Source organism: Flavobacterium sp. (genome assembly GCF_027490375.1).
GTDB lineage: Bacteria > Bacteroidota > Bacteroidia > Flavobacteriales > Flavobacteriaceae > Flavobacterium.
Window position 1 is genome coordinate 17,294 of the sequence record NZ_JAIXYH010000054.1, and the last position, 17,829, is coordinate 35,122.

Genomic DNA, 17,829 nt, shown 5'->3' on the forward strand with positions numbered 1-17,829 from the left:
CTAGAAATTAATTTCTGCCGTTCGACTATTAGAAGTTGAATTGCAAATCGAAACGATCCAAATTCATCACTTTCGTCCAAGCTGCAACGAAATCTTTCACGAATTTTTCTTTGGAATCGTCGCTAGCGTACACTTCGGCTAAGGCGCGTAATTCTGAGTTGGATGCGAAGATCAAATCGGCACGAGTAGCTGTCCATTTTAAAGCTTTGGTATTGCTGTTGCGTCCTTCAAAGATTTCTTGCGTATCGTCGGTTGCTGTCCAAGTGGTACCAATTTCCAACAATTTCACAAAATACTCGTTGTTTAATTGGTCTTTGGTGTTTGCCAAGATACCGTGTTTGTTTCCATTATAGTTTGCATTCAAGGCGCGTAAACCTCCAACTAAAACGGTCATTTCCGGAGCAGTAAGCGTTAATTGTTGTGCTTTATCAATGAGTAATGCCTCTGTTGGAACGGTGTATTGTTTCTTGCTGTAGTTTCTAAATCCGTCGGCAATAGGTTCTAAAACATCGAACGAAGCTACTGCGGTTTGTTCTTGCGAAGCATCCATACGTCCTGGTGCAAACGGTACTTCCACAGTATAGCCGGCATTTTTGGCAGCTTGTTCTACAGCAGCGCTTCCCGCTAACACAATGATATCTGCTAAAGATACTTTTACATCTTTCGATTTTGAATTGAAATCATTTTGAATGCGCTCGTAAACAGCAAGTACTTTTTTCAATTGAGCTGGGTTGTTAACTTCCCAATTACGTTGTGGCTCTAGTCGAATACGTGCTCCGTTTGCACCTCCACGACGGTCTGAAATTCTGAATGTAGAAGCCGAAGCCCAAGCAGTACTAACCATTTCCGATAAACTTAATCCGCTGTTTAACAAGGTGGTTTTTAGTTTGGAAATGTCTTTTGCCGTAACTAATTTGTGGTTTACCGCCGGAATCGGATCTTGCCAAATTAAATCTTCCGATGGTGCTTCTGGTCCTAGGTAGGTAGTTTTCGGACCCATATCGCGGTGTGTTAATTTAAACCAAGCGCGTGCAAAGGCATCGTTGAATGCATTAGGATCGGCCATAAATTTACGTGAGATTTTCTCGTATTCCGGATCGAAACGCATCGACAAATCGGTGGTTAACATGTATGGTTTGTGCTTTTTCGTTTTATCGAAAGCATCCGGAATCACTAAATCTTCGGTTTTGGCTATCCATTGGTGTGCTCCCGCCGGACTTTTCGTTAATTCCCATTCGTATCCAAAAAGTATTTGGAAGTAATCCTGATTCCATTTGTTTGGCGTTTTTGTCCACGTAACTTCTAAGCCTGAAGTAATAGCATCGCCTCCTTTACCTGATTTGTACGCGTTTTGCCAGCCCAAACCTTGTGCTTCGATACCAGCGGCTTCTGGTTCTACACCTACATTTTTAGCATCAGCAGCGCCGTGCGTTTTACCTAAGGTGTGTCCGCCGGCAATTAATGCAACGGTTTCTTCGTCGTTCATTCCCATTCTTCCAAAGGTTTCACGAATGTCTTTTGCGGCAAGTACTGGATCTGGATTTCCGTTCGGACCTTCCGGATTCACATAAATTAATCCCATTTGTACAGCGGCAAGCGGATTCTCAAGTTTGCGACCTTCGCTGTAACGCTTATCGTCTAACCATTTTTTCTCAGGTCCCCAATAAACGTGTGATTCAGGTTCCCATACGTCGACACGGCCGCCTGCAAATCCGAAAGTTTTAAATCCAGCGTTTTCGAGCGCTACATTTCCGGCAAGTATCATCAAATCGGCCCATGAAATCTTGTTTCCGTATTTCTGCTTGATTGGCCAAAGTAATCGACGTGCTTTGTCTAAGTTGGCATTATCGGGCCAACTGTTTAGTGGAGCAAAGCGTTGTTGTCCGGCACGCGAACCGCCACGACCGTCGCCCGTACGGTACGTTCCTGCGCTGTGCCACGCCATACGGATAAATAAACCTGCATAGCTTCCGAAATCGGCTGGCCAAAATTCTTGCGAAGACGTCATTAATGTATTGATGTCTTTTTTCAAAGCCTGATAATCGAGCGATTTAAACGCTTTTGCGTAATTGTAGTTGGCGCCCATCGGATCTGATAATTCCGAATTTTTTCGCAAGACGCTTAGGTCAAGCTGACTCGGCCACCAGTCTTTATTTGTATAACCGTTTTGTGGAGTAGGCGCTGCCTCGGTAGTTGCAGCTGCTTTGCCCGGATTGTCGAAACCAAACGGACATTTTCCGCCTTCCGCGCGTTCCTGCGCTTGCATGCTGAATGCCATAAGAATGCTTGTTAATGTGAAGAATTTTTTCATATGTCAGTGGTTTAAGATCTTTAACAGTTCAAAAGTAATTAGTATGTTTGTTCTATAAAAACGATATTTTCAATAACATTATTGATGCAGTAGATGAATATTCAGCAATTTCAGTACGTTTTAGCGGTTCACGAGTACCAGCATTTTGAATTAGCCGCAGAGAAGTGCTTTGTGACGCAATCGACATTGAGCACCATGATTTCCAAATTTGAAGATGAAATTGGCATTAAGATTTTTGATCGCAAAAAGAAACCGGTGCAGCTTACTACCGAAGGTTTGGAAATTGTGAAGCAACTGCAAGTCATTTCAAAGAATATTGCAGCTTTTAAAGAATTGACACAGGAATTAAAGGGTGAAATTACCGGAACTTTGAGTTTGTCGGTGATTCCTACCGTTGCGCCGTTTTTGCTTCCGCTGTTTTTGCAGGACTTTGCGAGGAAGTTTCCGAACTTGAATGTCATTGTTCGCGAAGAAACGACAGCGGAAATCATCCGTAAGTTAAAATCGCGTGCCTTGGACATCGGCATTTTATCTACTCCGATAAACGACAAAGAAATTATCGAGTATCCGCTGTACGACGAGCCATTTTTATTTTACGATGCCGAGCAAGTAGGTTGCGCAGAAGTAGCTGCTAAGAGTATCGATTTGAATAATTTATGTGTGATGGAGGAGGGGCATTGTATGCGAACGCAGGTACTGCAAATTTGTGATCAACGCGATCGCTTGCTGACTTCGAAGTTAAATTTTGAGTACAAAGCCGGTTCGATAGATGGTTTGTTGCGTTTTGTGAAGGCTAATAAAGCGGCGACATTCTTACCTTATTTGGCTACAACCGATTTTCCTGAAGCTGAGCGTTTGCATTTAAGTAGCTTTTCGAATCCGATTCCCTATCGAACTATTGGGTTGGTAGTGCACAATCATTTTGTAAAAAATAAGTTGCTACACATTTTGCAGAAGGAAGTTTCGGATAAAGTTGTACATCAATTACCAAAAATCGGTAATCAAGGAGCACAACTCAATCCGCTTTCATAATTTTTGGCATAAGGCTTGCTTACGACTTAAAAAAACAATCATGAAATCAGTCTTATTCTATCGTCATGCAGCTATTTCGCTGCTTTTCATTTATTTGTGGTGCGTGTATATGTTTTTTAATTATTATACAGAGCCTGCTGGTATGTTTAAAGGATTAACCCTGTATTTTGAATTCATTTATACCTGCGTAATTGCAGCAGTTTTAGGCTTTTTGTTTTTGCTCTTACAATTGAAATTCAAGCGTTTTCCAACACATTTTCTGTTTCATTTTGTATTTTACTTGTGCAGCAACTGCCTATTTATTTACAGCATCCTCTTTGTTTTAGGCATATTTAAAATTGAGGATTTGGAAAATTGGTATTTCGCGTCTCCTTTATTGCTTTTTGCACCTTTGATGTATTGGCGTTTGGCGAAGCAGGAGGTGGTTTAACATAAAATCATATTTTGAGATTATAAGGGAATAAAATTTGTAAATGTCTTAAAGGCATTTTTTTAATTTATCTTCTTTATTAATAGCAACAGAGAAAACTGCAATCATTTTACTACCGCGAGAAACCTAGTGTTGGTTAAATTTATTAAAGATTTCTTGCTCATAAATACAGGCGGTTAGGATTTCATCTTGTTTAATTATGATGTCGGTATTTAACGTTACCGATTTTTCATCGCTGTCTAGCTTTTCCAGAAATTCTTCTACAACTTTAAAATAATCAGTTGTTATATGGAGCTGTTTTCGATCATCTCTATATCCGCTTAGTATCGGAGTTAGTATAAGATAGTTAGTTTTCTGAGGAATAGGAATTATTTCAGAATAACCGATATAAACTTTGTCGTTTTTTAAAGTTACTTGAATGAAAGACGCTTCAACTACTGATCTTTTGAATAATTTTTCGAGTTCATCGCCATTTTTATCCACAGCCCAACCTATTAGTTGAAATTCTTTAAAACGCCATAACAAATAGATGTTGGTTACATAAACTGCTATTAAAGCGATCGTACAAGAAAAGAAGATAGTCCAAAAATAATCAACCTTCTTAATCGGAACAAATTCAAGCTGTTTGACGAGAAAAGCCGTTAATTCAGGAAATATCAATTCTACTACTGTTCTTAACAGAAAACCGAATACAATAATTAGCAACGCAACAGAAACAGATTCAAAAAGTATGCGGTTTTGTGTCAAACGCTGCGTATTATACTTAAAGTAATGTGAATATATTAATATGAAGTAGCCAACGATTACAGGCAGCAATAGTAGGTTATAGGGCATCATATACTAGATTCTATGTGCCTCAATCTGCTCCTTAATAACGACGGATTCTTTTAAACTTTTGATGGCTTCCCTAACTTCTTTTCTGTTGTAGAAAACTTTTTTATCTACATACAAGCGACCCTCAGTGGTTCCTCGTAATCCCGTATCTTTCGGTGTTGATTTTTTGAAAAGATTAATTAGTGACATCATGTTTTTTACTTTTCATCATCAAAATTAAAACAATTTTTATTCCAATTTTCTCTTTTTGCAGGAAATTCACAAACTACTGCCTAAGCGCTCAAAAATATAACGGGGTTTTCAAAACGATATTTTTATCATAAATACAATTCTCATTCGACTGTTTTCGAAGAAATTAGTGACTGGAATCCATTTACAACTTCTCCTTCAAATACTTCGCCGTAATCGATTTTTTATTTTTCACAAGCTCTTCAGGAGTTCCAGCAGCCAATAATTCTCCGCCGTTATCACCACCTTCCGGACCCAAATCGATAACCCAATCGGCACATTTCATCAAATCTAAATTGTGCTCAATAACAATAATCGAATGTCCCTTGTCAATCAATGCATCAAACGATTTCAGTAACTTTTTAATGTCGTGAAAGTGCAAACCCGTTGTTGGCTCATCGAAAATAAACAACGCCTTTTCCTTCGTACTTCCTTTCACTAAAAATGAGGCCAATTTAATACGTTGCGCTTCACCTCCAGATAAAGTCGATGATGATTGTCCCAATTGTACATAACCCAAACCAACATCTTGTAACGGCTGCAAACGTTGCACGATTTTAGGTTGCTTATTTTCGTCGAAAAACTGCACGGCCTCGTCGATAGTCATTGTTAAAATATCGTCGATGTTCTTTTCGGCAAACTTCACTTCTAAAATATCGTTTTTGAAGCGTTTTCCTTTACAAGCGTCGCAAGGCAATGAGACATCGGCCATGAAAACCATTTCTACTTCGATGCTGCCTTCGCCTTTGCAAGTTTCGCAGCGACCGCCGTCGACGTTAAACGAAAAATGCTTGGATTGATAGCCGCGAATCTTCGATAATTTTTCCTTCGCATACAAATCGCGAATTTCGTCGTAGGCTTTTATATATGTTACTGGATTCGAGCGTGAACTTCTTCCAATCGGATTCTGATCCACGTATTCGATATGCTGGATTTTGTGGTAATGTCCTTGCAATTCGCCAAACTTACCCGCTTTTTCGCCAATGCCTTCCAATTTCTTCTGCATCGCCGGATACAGAATTTTCTTCACTAAAGTACTCTTTCCACTACCGGAAACGCCCGTAATTACAGTAAGTACTTCCAGCGGAAAACGAACGTCAACATTTTTTAAATTGTTTTCTCGTGCTCCTAAAATATCGATATACGCCGACCATTTTCGACGTTTTTTTGGCACTTCAATTTCTAAATCGCCATTTAGATAACGAGCCGTTAGCGAATTCGATTTCAAAATTTCGTCGAACGTTCCCTGGGCAACCAACGTTCCTCCCAAAGAACCTGCTTCGGGTCCGATGTCTATAATCACATCGGCCATTTTCATGATGTCTTCGTCGTGCTCTACTACAATCACAGTATTTCCCAAATCGCGTAAATGCAACAGAACTTTGATCAATCGCTCGGTATCCTTTGGATGCAAACCTATACTCGGTTCGTCTAGAATGTACATCGAACCTACCAACGAACTTCCCAAAGACGTCGCCAAATTGATACGCTGCGATTCGCCACCCGATAACGAGGCTGAATTGCGATTCAAATTCAAATAACTCAAACCAACATCCGATAAAAATCGAAGTCGACTCTTAATCTCAATCAACAAACGTTCAGCAACCTTGGCATCGAACGCACTCAATTGCAAACCATCAAAAAAGGGAATCAAATCCTTAATCGAAACGTTTACCAAGTCGGAAATCGATTTTCCGTTAATCTTCACATACGCTGCTTCTTTGCGGAGTCGCGTTCCTTTGCAATCGGGGCATTTGGTTTTTCCGCGGTAACGCGCCAACATCACCCGATTTTGAATTTTGTAGTTCTTTTCTTCCAATTCCTTGAAGAAATCGTTTAAACCTACAAAGTACTTATTGCCTTTCCAAAGCAGTTCTTTTTCGCTGTCGCTGAGTTGCGCGTACGGACGGTGAATCGGAAAATTGAACTTGTAGGCATTATTTACCAACTGATCGCGGTACCAACTCATGCTTTCGCCACGCCAAGCGTAAACTGCATTTTCGTAGATAGAAAGCGAGGCATTTGGAATCACCAAGTCTTCATCAATACCTATAACACTGCCAAAACCTTCGCATTTCGGACAAGCGCCAAACGGATTATTAAAGCTAAATAAATGCACATTAGGCTCCAAAAACGTCATGCCGTCGCGATCGAAACTGTTGCTAAACACATAACGTTCGTCGCCATCTGCCGATGCCAACGTACATTTTCCTTTTCCTTCATAAAATGCCGTTTGAATGGCGTCGGCTAAACGATTCAAGAAATCTTCATCATCCTCGTTTTCTTTGTTGATTACAATTCGGTCAACAACCAAAAAGCCTACTTCAAATTTGGTTTTCGTTTCTAAAACCTCGTCAATACGGAGCAATTTCCCATCGGCAAGCATACGGGCAAATCCCTGTTGCAGCAATACCGAAAGTTTTTGCTCGACTGTGCGACCTTTCTCGATAAAAAGCGGCGATAACAACAACCATCGACTTCCGTTCTCGAACGTTTTTACGCGTTCAATCACCGAAGTTACGGTATCTTTAGTCACTTCTTCACCCGAAGTAGGCGAATACGTTTTGCCAATTCGAGCAAATAATAGTTTTATGTAATCGTAAATCTCAGTGCTGGTTCCAACCGTCGATCGGGCGTTGGTGGTATTTACCTTTTGTTCAATGGCAATCGCAGGAGCAATACCTTTGATGTATTCGACTTTCGGCTTGTCGAGTCGACCAAGAAACTGACGCGCATACGACGACAAGCTCTCTACATAGCGCCGTTGTCCTTCCGCGTAAAGCGTATCAAACGCCAAACTCGATTTTCCGCTTCCTGATAATCCGGTGATAACTACCAGTTTGTTTCGCGGAATACCAACACTTAAATCTTTAAGGTTGTGCATCTGAGCACCTTTGATGATAATGTTGTGCTTGGAGTCTAATTCGGCAATGTCGGCGTGCATAAAAGCTAATTTTACGCAAAGATATGAAAGGCAGAAGGCTTATTCTAGTAAACAATTGATAACAGACGCAACTTGATATAAAATTTAGCATCTTAAAATATGTAAGATATTCGGGTTTTAATTACATATTTGGTTACAGTTTTGGTTGAATTACGTTAAAATTGTTTGTAAATGTTAAAAATCAAGATATTTTTTGCATTTCATTTCGAAATGTGTTTACATTTGGTTCATAATTAACATCAAAATAACAGACGCCTATACAATAACAATACTTTTAGTTTTAAAAATTGCTCACGTTTTAAAAGAAGTATGTTATGGCTACTGTTCAACTCCCCGACGCCCTTTTGATTCGGAATTACGTTGCTGGTGACGAATCGGCACTCGAAATCCTTATTAACAGACACCAATCAAAACTGTACGGTTTCATTTACTCGAAAGTTAACGACAGAGACGTGTCCGACGATATCTTTCAAGATACGTTTATCAAAGTCATTAAAACGCTAAAATCCGATTCGTACAACGAAGAAGGGAAGTTCTTACCTTGGGTCATGCGTATTGCTCATAACCTCATTGTAGATCACTTCCGCAGAAATAAAAAAATGCCAATGGTACGCGATACCGACGAATATTCGGTGTTCAATACCATAAAAGAAGCCGATTTAAACATCGAAAACCAAATCATTACCGAGCAAATCGAAGGCGACTTGCGGAAACTCATCCTCGAACTACCTGCCGATCAGCGCGAAGTGCTCATGATGCGGATGTACCAAGACCTCAGTTTCAAAGAAATTGCCGATAACACGGGTGTTAGCATTAACACAGCGCTCGGTCGCATGCGTTACGCGCTAATGAATTTGCGAAAGCTCATTGAAAAACATCAAATTATTTTGACGAATTAGACAATATTGCCGTATTTGTGGCGTTCTGTTTTAAACAGACAAACACACAATTATGGCAAAAATCTACGCGCAAAAAAAAATTACTGTGAAACCTATGCATCCGAAACCTGAGACGGTACGGTTTCTGCTCAATTATTCCAAAGCACTGACTATGAAAAAAGTAGGAAATGTGCAGCTAGAAATCATAGCAAACTAAAAAATGAGAAAATCCGGTTTAGGCCGGATTTTTTTATGAAAATGCTTTTCATAATCGAATTGCATTCACGGAATATTACGTCTTTTTCGACTTGTAATAGTCCGAAATTACCGTTTTTCGACCAATAGTTTTGGTAATGATGTCGCGCTCCAAATCCCAACCACGTGCCGGTGAGTATTCTCGGCCGTACCAAATAATTTGTAGATGTAAATCGTTCCAAATTTCTTTAGGAAACAATCGTTTAGCGTCGCGTTCGGTTTGTACGACACTTTTGCCGTTCGAAAATCCCCAACGATACATAAGTCGATGAATGTGCGTATCCACCGGAAAAGCCGGAACGCCAAAGGCTTGCGACATCACCACGCTGGCCGTTTTGTGTCCAACTGCCGGTAACGCTTCCAGAGCTTCAAAACTCTGTGGAACTTCGCCATTGTATTTCTCTAGTAAAATCTGCGACAAGCCAAAAATACCAGCCGATTTCATCGGACTCAATCCGCACGGACGAATAATTTCCTTAATGCGGTCCTGTCCCAAACGTATCATCGCTTCCGGCGTCGAGGCTTCGGCAAACAAAATTGGCGTCACCTGGTTCACCCGAACATCGGTACACTGCGCCGACAGCAAAACCGCAATCAGCAAGGTGTACGCATCGGTGTGGTCGAGAGGTATCGGAATCTCCGGATACAATTCTTTTAACGTATTTATAACGAATGAAACGCGTTCAGATTTATTCATTTCAATAATTTTAGACAGGTTTTTGGCGGCTTTTCTTGTTGTTTGCTGCAACTCCTCCATTTTCCCGCAATTCAGCCCAGGCAAAAACACGAGCTTCTTAGGTCGCTGTGTTTTACGCCGGCTTCATAGCGGTAAAATGTGCGGGGTTTTCGCGTCCATCAAGGCCGGGCCTCCTAAACCAAAAATCGTTCACAAGATCAATTCATCAAATTAACAAAATTAATCCGAATGACTACATTAACAAAAGGCGATAAAGTGCCCCAATTTGAAGGTAAAGATCAAGACGGCAACGTACACAAAGCCGCCGATTACCTAGGAAAAAAACTCGTGGTTTTCTTCTATCCAAAAGCCGATACACCGGGCTGCACCGCCGAAGCCTGCGATTTGCGCGACAACTTCGAACACCTGCAAGCACGTGGCTACGAATTGTTAGGCGTTAGTGCCGACTCTGCGAAAGCACAAGCCAAGTTCAAAGACAAGTACCACCTGCCGTTTCCACTTATTGCCGATGAAGATAAAGCTGTTATTCAGGCGTTTGGCGTTTGGGGTCCCAAGAAATTTATGGGAAAAACCTACGACGGAATTCATAGAACCACGTTCCTAATCGACGAGCAGGGCCTTATCGAAGACGTGATCTCCGACGTAAAAACAAAAGCACACGCGGCGCAGATTCTTAAATAGTTAGCTGTGTTTCAAATAAAAAACCCGATTCAAAAAATGAATCGGGTTTTTTTATATCTTATTTCTGCCTGCTTTCAGTTCAATCTCGACTTTTGATCATTTCAAATCGTGAAAAATCGCAGGTTAATTAGGAGTTCACTACGAAACCAGCACTTTATTCGGATCGTAACCAAATAAACGGTGCTTTTTAATGAGCTCGGCAATACCTTGTGGCAACATCGGTTCCCAGCCTGGTTTCCCTTGGCCAATCATTTTTAGTACTTCGCGTGAAAACACCTGTAAATTCTGTGGATCGAAATCGTCGATATCAACCACTTTTCCATTGAATTTAAAGAACTTATACAATTCTTTCATGCGCGGATGTACTTTCAAATTCTCCGAATTGATGATTTCTCCATCTTCGCCCAACATCGGATACAGAAACACTTTTAAATCGCGATAAAACAATTTTCCAAAAGCTTCCAAAATTCCTCCACTCAAATGGCGGTAGTATTTCTCGTCGAAAATATCAATCAAGTTGTTTACACCCAATGCCAATCCCATACGTGCTTTGGTGTAGTTGCTGAAATATTCAACAACCTTGTAGTATTCTTGGAAGTTCGAAATCATTACCGTTTGTCCGAGCGAGCAAAGCAATTCAGCGCGATCCATAAAGTCGCGTTCGTCGATTTCGCCGTCGGAACGTAAATTCGATAATGTGATTTCGAAAACGACCAACGTATTTTTCTCATCTACTTTATTCTCCTGAATAAACATTTGATACGACTTTTTGTACATATCCATGTTTACTACCGTTACGGGTCGGAAACTTCCGCGTAAAGCGAGAATATTTTTTTTGTAAAGAATTGCTGCTGGCAAAATGTTGTTTCCATCGGGTCCGAACATTACCGCATCAGTCATGCCGTTTTTCACCAACTGCAAACTCATTAAACGGTTATCGACATTCGCAAAACGCGGTCCGCTGAAGTTTATCGTATCAATTTCCAGCTGATCTTTATCCAAATGATCGTACAAATAGCGAAGTAATCTTTTCGGATCGTTGTATTTATAGAATGCACCGTAAATCAAGTTCACACCTAGGATTCCTAAAGTTTCTTGCTGCAAGCGCGCATCGGTTTCCTTAAAACGAATGTGAATGATGATTTCGTTGTAATCTTCGTCGGGTTCAATCTGGAACCGAATACCAACCCAACCGTGTCCCTTATATTGCTTCGCAAAATCGATGGTTGCAACCGTGTTTGCGTAACTGAAGAAAATTTTATTCGGATGTTTTTCACGACTCAAACGGCGTTCAATCAAATCAACTTCGTGATTCAACATTTTCTTTAAACGCGATTCGGTCACATAACGACCGTCGGCTTCAACACCGTAAATCGCATCCGAAAAATCTTTGTCGTACGCCGACATCGCCTTAGCAATCGTCCCAGAAGAGCCGCCCGATCTAAAGAAGTGACGCACTGTTTCTTGGCCGGCACCGATTTCTGCAAAAGTTCCGTAGATGTTTTCGTTTAAGTTAATGCGTAGCGCCTTATCTTTTATTGAAGGTACTTGTTCAATGACCTTGTCTCCTTTTAACTTTATTCCGGTGTCCATTGCTGTTGCGATTTAGCACAAAATTATAATAAAAGCTTGGTGATTCCTGCTATTTTGCCCGAAAGTTAGCATTTAATTAGCAATAACAATTGCACATATTTCGTGCCAAAACGGAAACAGATTAATAACTTTGCCATCGATGAATCCGAAATTAGACGTCTATTTTTTAGGAACAGGAACTTCACAAGGTATTCCAGTTATTGGAAGCACGCATCCTGTTTGTTTAAGTGAAGATTTTCGAGACAAGCGCCTACGTGTTTCCATTCGCGTTAAATCGGCAACAACTACTTTGGTAATCGATTGCGGTCCGGACTTTCGTCAACAAATGTTGCGATCGCAAACCGCTAAGCTCGACGCCATTTTATTTACTCACGAACACGCCGATCATACCGCCGGTCTCGACGATATTCGCCCGTTTTCGCTGTCGAAAGGCGCATTGCCTATTTACGTTTCTGAGGCAGTAAATCAAAATTTGCGTTCGCGTTTTGCCTATATTTTTGATGAAGAAAACCGCTATCCCGGTGCGCCCGAGGTTCAGGTACACATCATCGAAGCGGGCAAAGCTTTTAAAATTGGGGATATCGACATACTTCCGATCGAAGCAAAACACGGAAATCTGCCCATTTTAGGCTTCCGATTTGGAAAAGTAGCTTACATGACCGATGTGAAAACACTTTCTGCGGAAGCGCTAGAACAGCTTAAGAATTTGGATGTACTAATTATCAATGTGCTTCGACAAGAGCCGCATCCCACACATTTAAACGTGGATGAAGCACTTGCCGTTATTGAACAAATACAACCCAAGAAAACCTATTTTACGCACATCAGTCACCATTTGGGATTCCACGAAAGTGTGTCAAAAACACTTCCTAAATCTATAGAATTAGCATACGACAACCTCGAAATTGAAATTTTATGAAAAAATCTATCTTCTTGTATCTCTTTATTTTATCGGTATTATTCAATGTGTTTACCTACGTTTTTTTATCAAAACAGGTGAAGTTTAATCAGGATCAATTAACGAAGGTGGAAAAGCGATCTTCAGACAAAATCAAGAAATTAGAAGATGCTTCGGCTGATTCCAATTATTTCGCATTGGAAAACAACCAGAACGCACAAAACTATTTCGAAAAACCCGATGGAAGTTTTATCGCTCCGGAAAAATTAATTCCGTTCGTTAAAGAGCAGCTGATTTCATATAACGACAAGCCAACAGGAAATCCGTACACCGGTTACGAGCCAATTGACGGAAAAAAGTTCTTAGTTAATAAGGTGAAAGTTTTGAACCACCGCTGGATTATTGTCGACTTTAACAATACTGATCTTTGGGGCGAAGCCATTATTAAATACTTCATTAACGATGATGGTACCGTAGATTTCGAAACAGCCGAATCGCTTCTTTACAGCAAATAAGTGTCCATATTCAACTAAAAAAAGCGGATATTCTGATAAGGAGTGTCCGCTTTTTTATTTTGTGAAACTTGCACAAAAGAATTGAAATGTTAAAATTTCAAAATTTGATGAAATATGCGGTTTTTCCGTAAAATTTATTGTTTGGGTTTTCGTAGGGATAAACCCGTTATTCCCCTTCCCGTTAAGGCGAAGCTCGCGAAAAAAACTAACATTTCATTACGGAAAAACCGTAAATTTTACAGCTCATGCGACAATCTTGCCAAATGTATTAGCAAGCAAAATTGTTTTGATGGAATTCATTTTCTTAAACTTTTTTCAACCAATCTAAAAGGTCAAAGAAATTTTGAGGCGCAACGCCATGTCCGGCGGCATATTCGTGAAATTCGTGACGAATTCCGAGTGCAGTTAATTTTTCGGGAGCTTTTCGAGCCCAATCAATGGGAATAACTTGATCTACAATCCCGTGCGAAACAAAAATTCGTGTTTTTTCGAAACTGTTCTCTTTCGTTTCTAAAACGATTTCCGTATTCAAATAGCCGCTCAACGCAGCAATATTGGGTACTGTTTCAGGATATGACAGCGTTAGGGCATACGATAAAATCGCTCCTTGGCTAAAACCAATTACCACCGTTCGGTCTGCCGAAAAGCCACGAGCAGCTTGATAGCGTTCGATTGTTTCTTTTAGTAAGTCGCGAGACTGCGCCGCTTGCACTAAATCGCTAAACTTATTTTCGTTGGCATCAAAATTTATTGCATACCAAGCAAAACTTCCGTAATACAAATCGTAGGGCGCACGAAGCGAGATAATATGGTCGTTGGCAGGTAATTCGGGAGCGAAGCCAAATAAATCTTCTTCATTACTTCCGTAGCCGTGAATCAGAAAAATTAATCGAGAATTTTCGTTTTTTTCTGCGGCAGCGCGCTCCAAGGCGTAGAGTTCGGTCATTTTATAGTTTTTTGAAGAATTTTTGGAACAAACTTCCCAGCAGCGGCAGCGGTTTGATGCTTCCCGACGAAGCACTGAAAATTCCGTAAAACATAAGTACGCTGATAAAAATCCACAAAGCTGTAGCAATTTGTAAACTTTCGAAGTTCGAAATGATCACGCCCAAGGAAATAAACGTAATCGTTAATCCAAGTCCTTGGCGAATGTGAAAACTTGCATACGGATTTTTATCTTCAGCGTTCATCGACATCGCGATAAGCGGACCAACAAATACGATATAACTAATAATAGCCGCCGTTTTTCCTGAATTAATTTCTTGTGGTGTCATGAATTACAACTTGATTATTATTGATACTTCCTACAACTTTTCCTTTGGTTTCAAATCCGAGTAGCGCGGCATTTTTACAAGTGCTGTACAAATTCTCTAGGCCTACCTGTGCTGTTACAGCAGTTTCAAAAATCGTTAGATTGGCTTTTTCACCTTCTTTTATCTGGGGTGTTGCGATGCCAAATAGCGCGCGTCCTGCTGTTAATTTATCTATGAGCAACTCGGTTTCTAACTTCGTATGCAAACAGCCGAAAGCATAATCTAAACCGATACTTCCCGGCAATGCAATTTCGAATTCAACCATTTTTTCTTCTAAAGTTCTTGGTGCATGATCGGTGGTGATGCAATCGATTGTTCCGTCTTTTAACCCTTCGATAAGTGCCGCTTGATCTGCGGAACTTCGTGGTGGAGGCATTACTTTTTTGTTGCTGTCGAAGTCGGAATAATCATCTTCCGTCATCATGATGTTATTCATCGAAACACTGCACGTTACAGCCAATCCTGCTGCTTTAGCCCGACGAATTACCGCTACGCTTTCTGCTGTAGATATTGTTGGGAAGTGCAGTTTGCCGCCCGCATAACGTAAAACTTCTATATTTCGACTAATTTCGACGCTTTCTGCCAAAGCAGGAATGCCTTTTAAGCCGAGTTTCGTTGCCGCCACACCTTCGGAAGCGAAACCTTTGCCTGCTAATTTCTTATCGAGTGAGTAACAAATTACCACAGTGTTTAAATCTTTGGTGTATTGCAAGGCTAGTTTAAGTACGTTGGCATCGTCAGGAGTTTTTTTGTAATCGCCAAACGCTACAGCTCCTGCCAAATGCATTTCGTAAATGTTCGATAAATCTCTTCCGTTTTGCTCAACTGTAAGCGCACCAATCGGATACATTTGCGTAAGCTCGTTAGCTGACTTACCCAAAGCAAAAAGCACCTGCGCTTGTGTATCTGTAACCGGATTGTTGTTTGGTTCGTACAAGATTCCGGTAAATCCAGATTTTGCTGCGACTTGTAAACCATTTTTAATGGTTCCGCGATCTTCAAAACCGGGCTCACCAAACTGAACTGAAGTATCAAACCAACCCACAGACACTCCCAGATTATTGCCCGAAATGACACGGTCTGCGGAAGCATCAATTTGCGAACTAATCTGCTGAATTATTCCATCTTTAATAAGGATGTCGGTGCGTTTCAAGTGCAACGAGCTTCGCGAATCGTAACAGCTAACATTTTTGAGAAGTATCGTCATTTTACAAACTTTTGAATCAATATTTCACAGATTAAAAACAAGAAAGCAAGCAGTGCCAAAGTGCGCCAAAAGCCGCTGTTATCGCGTGCCGCTGAAAATTCGGATAGCAATTGTTCAAACGAATCTATTTCTTTTGCAGCAGACGGAATATCGAACCGAGCGCTTACATCACTTTCGTTGCGTTTGTAGTTAAAACTCATTTTGTCGATGGCTTTTCCCTCAAATAATAAATCGTAGTTGCCTGCAACTGTAGGCGCTTCTCCAAAATTGAGATATAATTTTTTTCCGTTAATGCGTTGTTTTGGTATGAAATCGTACGATTTTTCAGCACGATTCACAATATGAGCAACTTGATCGGTTTCCAAATTCAAGTCGACAATTTTCTCCTGTTCTCCAAAAATCTCAAACTGCTGCAATCCCGCGCTGTTGTTGCCCGTTGCCATCCGATCGAACGTTACGACAACCAAAGGCGATTGGTAAAAGTTTGAATTCGGACTCGATAATCCTGCATTAAAAAGGAATACGTGTCCTTGACCGAGTTTAACGGCTTGTAGAAATGCAGATCCGTCGGCAAAGGTGAGTAACGGCAAAGTTCGTCCGCTAATCGTAAACGACGGATTAGCGAAAGGATACTGGAAATTATCGATTTTCTTTTCAAAAACACCTTGGAATAATTCGCTTTCAAAGGTAATTCCGGTAACTAATTTCTTGGATTTTGCCGAAGCAGTCGCTGAAAGTTGGAGTTTTTCGAGAATTACTTTGAAAGCGTCGGCACTTAGGGTCTCTCGAGGTACAATACTGAGATTTACGCCATTTTCGACGGCTTCTAACAAATTTGCGACTAAAGTGGGCGTGAATTCGGGTATCTCGTTTAGAATGATCAACTGCTGTTTTCCGATACCGGCGTAATCTAAACCGCGAATATCGGTTTCTGTCAAGTCGAATTCTGTCGTTCCAAATATTTTGCGCAGCGAAACGTTACGTTCAGTTTCGCCAACCAGCAAGACTTTAAACTTTTGTGGCGCGGCAATTTCAAAGTAAAAGTTGTTGTCGTACGCCAGTGCATTGTCTGTAATTTGAACGTAGCCAGAGAATGGCAGTTTAGGCAAAGTAATGCTTACTCGTTGCGTATTTGCATTGAGTTTTACAACGGATTTTGCGACTGCAAGATTTCCGTTAAAAACTTGAAGTGCAGTGGAAGCTTCGCCTTCGCCGAATTTTTGTAAATCGATGGCAATTTTATAGAAGTCTTCTTGTGTTTCGGTGAGTTCAACGTTAGTAATCGCTATGTTTTGTTCCGATTCAATTTTTGGAATGTGGAAGTACAACTGCTGATTTCCATCGGTTTTAGGTGATTTCAATTCCGATAAACCGTCCGTAAAAACAACGATGTCTTTTGCGCCTTTTACTTCGTCGGCTGAGCGCGATATCGCAGCATTTAAGTCGAACGGTAGGGCAGAAGGGGTAATTTTTTGTACCTCTTTTCGGATGGTTTTGATATCGGTATTAAAGTAAGCTTCGTCGTTGGTAATCAAAGATATTTTTCGGTTTTCATCCAAAGCGGATAAAATGGCTGCGATATTATATTCTAAAACACTTCCCTTTTTGGTTTCAGCTCCGTTCGAAAAAGAATTATCTACAATGAGTACTAATTCGTTATCGGCTGCTTGCGTATTTTCATTTTCAAAAAAGGGTTGTGCAAAGGCGAAGATGAGAAAGCTCAACAGCAATAATCGACTCGCTAAAAGCAAGTATTTTTTTAAGGTAGAGCTCTTTCGTGTTTGAATAGAAAGTTCTTGCAACAGTTTTACGTTTGTGAAATAGTATTTCTTAAAACGTCGTAACTGGAACAAATGCACCAGTATGGGCACAATTAAAAATCCGAGAAAGTATAGAAATTCGGGATGTTTAAACGACATCGTATATGATTGCTGATCGAAGCCCAAAAATAGAACTTTAGATCTTAATTTTTCCCAGAATTTAGGAGAATTACAGAAATCATAACCGACCTTT

Annotated in this window: 17 protein-coding genes; 7 read left to right on the top strand and 10 right to left on the bottom strand. The window is 40.5% G+C overall.

Features of this window, described 5'->3' with window-relative positions; genetic code table 11:
* Positions 1-28: 28 nt before the first annotated feature.
* Positions 29-2,311, bottom strand: a complete 2,283-nt coding sequence (gene katG, locus Q0064_RS06550; protein ID WP_298146088.1) for a catalase/peroxidase HPI — start codon at positions 2,309-2,311, stop codon at positions 29-31.
* 93 nt (positions 2,312-2,404) lie between these two features.
* On the opposite strand from katG, the gene Q0064_RS06555 reads away from it, so the two are divergent.
* Together Q0064_RS06555 and Q0064_RS06560 are read left to right on the top strand one after the other, a co-directional pair.
* The gene (locus Q0064_RS06555; RefSeq protein ID WP_298146091.1) at positions 2,405-3,343 is read left to right on the top strand and encodes a LysR substrate-binding domain-containing protein; all 939 of its coding nucleotides are present in this window, start codon (positions 2,405-2,407) and stop codon (positions 3,341-3,343) included.
* Between the two features lie 40 nt (positions 3,344-3,383).
* Positions 3,384-3,773 (top strand): hypothetical protein, encoded by a 390-nt coding sequence (locus Q0064_RS06560; RefSeq protein WP_298146094.1) that lies wholly within the window; start codon positions 3,384-3,386, stop codon positions 3,771-3,773.
* A 126-nt stretch (positions 3,774-3,899) separates the two neighbouring features.
* On the opposite strand, the gene Q0064_RS06565 is transcribed toward Q0064_RS06560, so the two are convergent.
* The 3 genes from Q0064_RS06565 to uvrA all read right to left on the bottom strand — a co-directional run bounded on the left by Q0064_RS06565 (position 3,900) and on the right by uvrA (position 7,779).
* Positions 3,900-4,607 carry a hypothetical protein gene (locus tag Q0064_RS06565; RefSeq protein ID WP_298146096.1) on the bottom strand — a complete coding sequence of 236 codons (708 nt, stop codon included), beginning with the start codon at positions 4,605-4,607 and terminating at the stop codon, positions 3,900-3,902.
* A gap of 6 nt (positions 4,608-4,613) precedes the next feature.
* Positions 4,614-4,799, bottom strand: coding sequence for a hypothetical protein (locus Q0064_RS06570; protein ID WP_298146099.1), 186 nt, complete (start codon positions 4,797-4,799; stop codon positions 4,614-4,616).
* A 181-nt stretch (positions 4,800-4,980) separates the two neighbouring features.
* On the bottom strand, positions 4,981-7,779 hold the full coding sequence (gene uvrA, locus Q0064_RS06575; RefSeq protein ID WP_298146102.1) for an excinuclease ABC subunit UvrA: 2,799 nt from the start codon (positions 7,777-7,779) through the stop codon (positions 4,981-4,983).
* A gap of 314 nt (positions 7,780-8,093) precedes the next feature.
* Between uvrA and Q0064_RS06580 the strand changes: the two genes are divergently transcribed.
* Positions 8,094-8,678: a sigma-70 family RNA polymerase sigma factor gene (locus Q0064_RS06580; protein ID WP_298146105.1), complete on the top strand. Its 585-nt coding sequence runs from the start codon at positions 8,094-8,096 to the stop codon at positions 8,676-8,678.
* Positions 8,679-8,730: 52 nt separating this feature from the next.
* Positions 8,731-8,874 (top strand): hypothetical protein, encoded by a 144-nt coding sequence (locus tag Q0064_RS06585; RefSeq protein ID WP_165764475.1) that lies wholly within the window; start codon positions 8,731-8,733, stop codon positions 8,872-8,874.
* A 75-nt stretch (positions 8,875-8,949) separates the two neighbouring features.
* On the opposite strand, the gene nth is transcribed toward Q0064_RS06585, so the two are convergent.
* Entirely contained in the window at positions 8,950-9,609 is a 660-nt protein-coding gene (nth, locus tag Q0064_RS06590; RefSeq protein ID WP_298146112.1) for an endonuclease III, read from the bottom strand.
* Between the two features lie 228 nt (positions 9,610-9,837).
* On the opposite strand from nth, the gene bcp reads away from it, so the two are divergent.
* On the top strand, positions 9,838-10,290 hold the full coding sequence (gene bcp / locus Q0064_RS06595; protein ID WP_094486380.1) for a thioredoxin-dependent thiol peroxidase: 453 nt from the start codon (positions 9,838-9,840) through the stop codon (positions 10,288-10,290).
* A 138-nt stretch (positions 10,291-10,428) separates the two neighbouring features.
* Here the strand turns inward: bcp and Q0064_RS06600 are convergent, their stop codons facing one another.
* Positions 10,429-11,883 carry a TonB-dependent receptor gene (locus Q0064_RS06600; RefSeq protein WP_094486379.1) on the bottom strand — a complete coding sequence of 485 codons (1,455 nt, stop codon included), beginning with the start codon at positions 11,881-11,883 and terminating at the stop codon, positions 10,429-10,431.
* Between the two features lie 139 nt (positions 11,884-12,022).
* On the opposite strand from Q0064_RS06600, the gene Q0064_RS06605 reads away from it, so the two are divergent.
* Together Q0064_RS06605 and Q0064_RS06610 are read left to right on the top strand one after the other, a co-directional pair.
* Positions 12,023-12,802 (top strand): MBL fold metallo-hydrolase, encoded by a 780-nt coding sequence (locus Q0064_RS06605; RefSeq protein WP_298146117.1) that lies wholly within the window; start codon positions 12,023-12,025, stop codon positions 12,800-12,802.
* Entirely contained in the window at positions 12,799-13,296 is a 498-nt protein-coding gene (locus tag Q0064_RS06610; RefSeq protein WP_298146120.1) for a hypothetical protein, read from the top strand. The genes Q0064_RS06605 and Q0064_RS06610 overlap by 4 nt, the downstream gene beginning before the upstream one ends.
* A gap of 304 nt (positions 13,297-13,600) precedes the next feature.
* On the opposite strand, the gene Q0064_RS06615 is transcribed toward Q0064_RS06610, so the two are convergent.
* Genes Q0064_RS06615 through Q0064_RS06630 form a run of 4 tightly spaced genes read right to left on the bottom strand, consistent with a single transcriptional unit; the run spans position 13,601 to position 17,735 of the window.
* The gene (locus tag Q0064_RS06615; protein WP_298146124.1) at positions 13,601-14,242 is read right to left on the bottom strand and encodes a dienelactone hydrolase family protein; all 642 of its coding nucleotides are present in this window, start codon (positions 14,240-14,242) and stop codon (positions 13,601-13,603) included.
* Position 14,243: 1 nt separating this feature from the next.
* The gene (locus Q0064_RS06620) at positions 14,244-14,570 is read right to left on the bottom strand and encodes a hypothetical protein (protein WP_094486375.1); all 327 of its coding nucleotides are present in this window, start codon (positions 14,568-14,570) and stop codon (positions 14,244-14,246) included.
* The gene (locus Q0064_RS06625) at positions 14,551-15,816 is read right to left on the bottom strand and encodes a dihydroorotase (RefSeq protein ID WP_298146130.1); all 1,266 of its coding nucleotides are present in this window, start codon (positions 15,814-15,816) and stop codon (positions 14,551-14,553) included. Before Q0064_RS06625 ends, Q0064_RS06620 begins: the two co-directional genes overlap by 20 nt.
* On the bottom strand, positions 15,813-17,735 hold the full coding sequence (locus Q0064_RS06630) for a BatA and WFA domain-containing protein (protein ID WP_298146133.1): 1,923 nt from the start codon (positions 17,733-17,735) through the stop codon (positions 15,813-15,815). Before Q0064_RS06630 ends, Q0064_RS06625 begins: the two co-directional genes overlap by 4 nt.
* Positions 17,736-17,829: the final 94 nt, after the last annotated feature.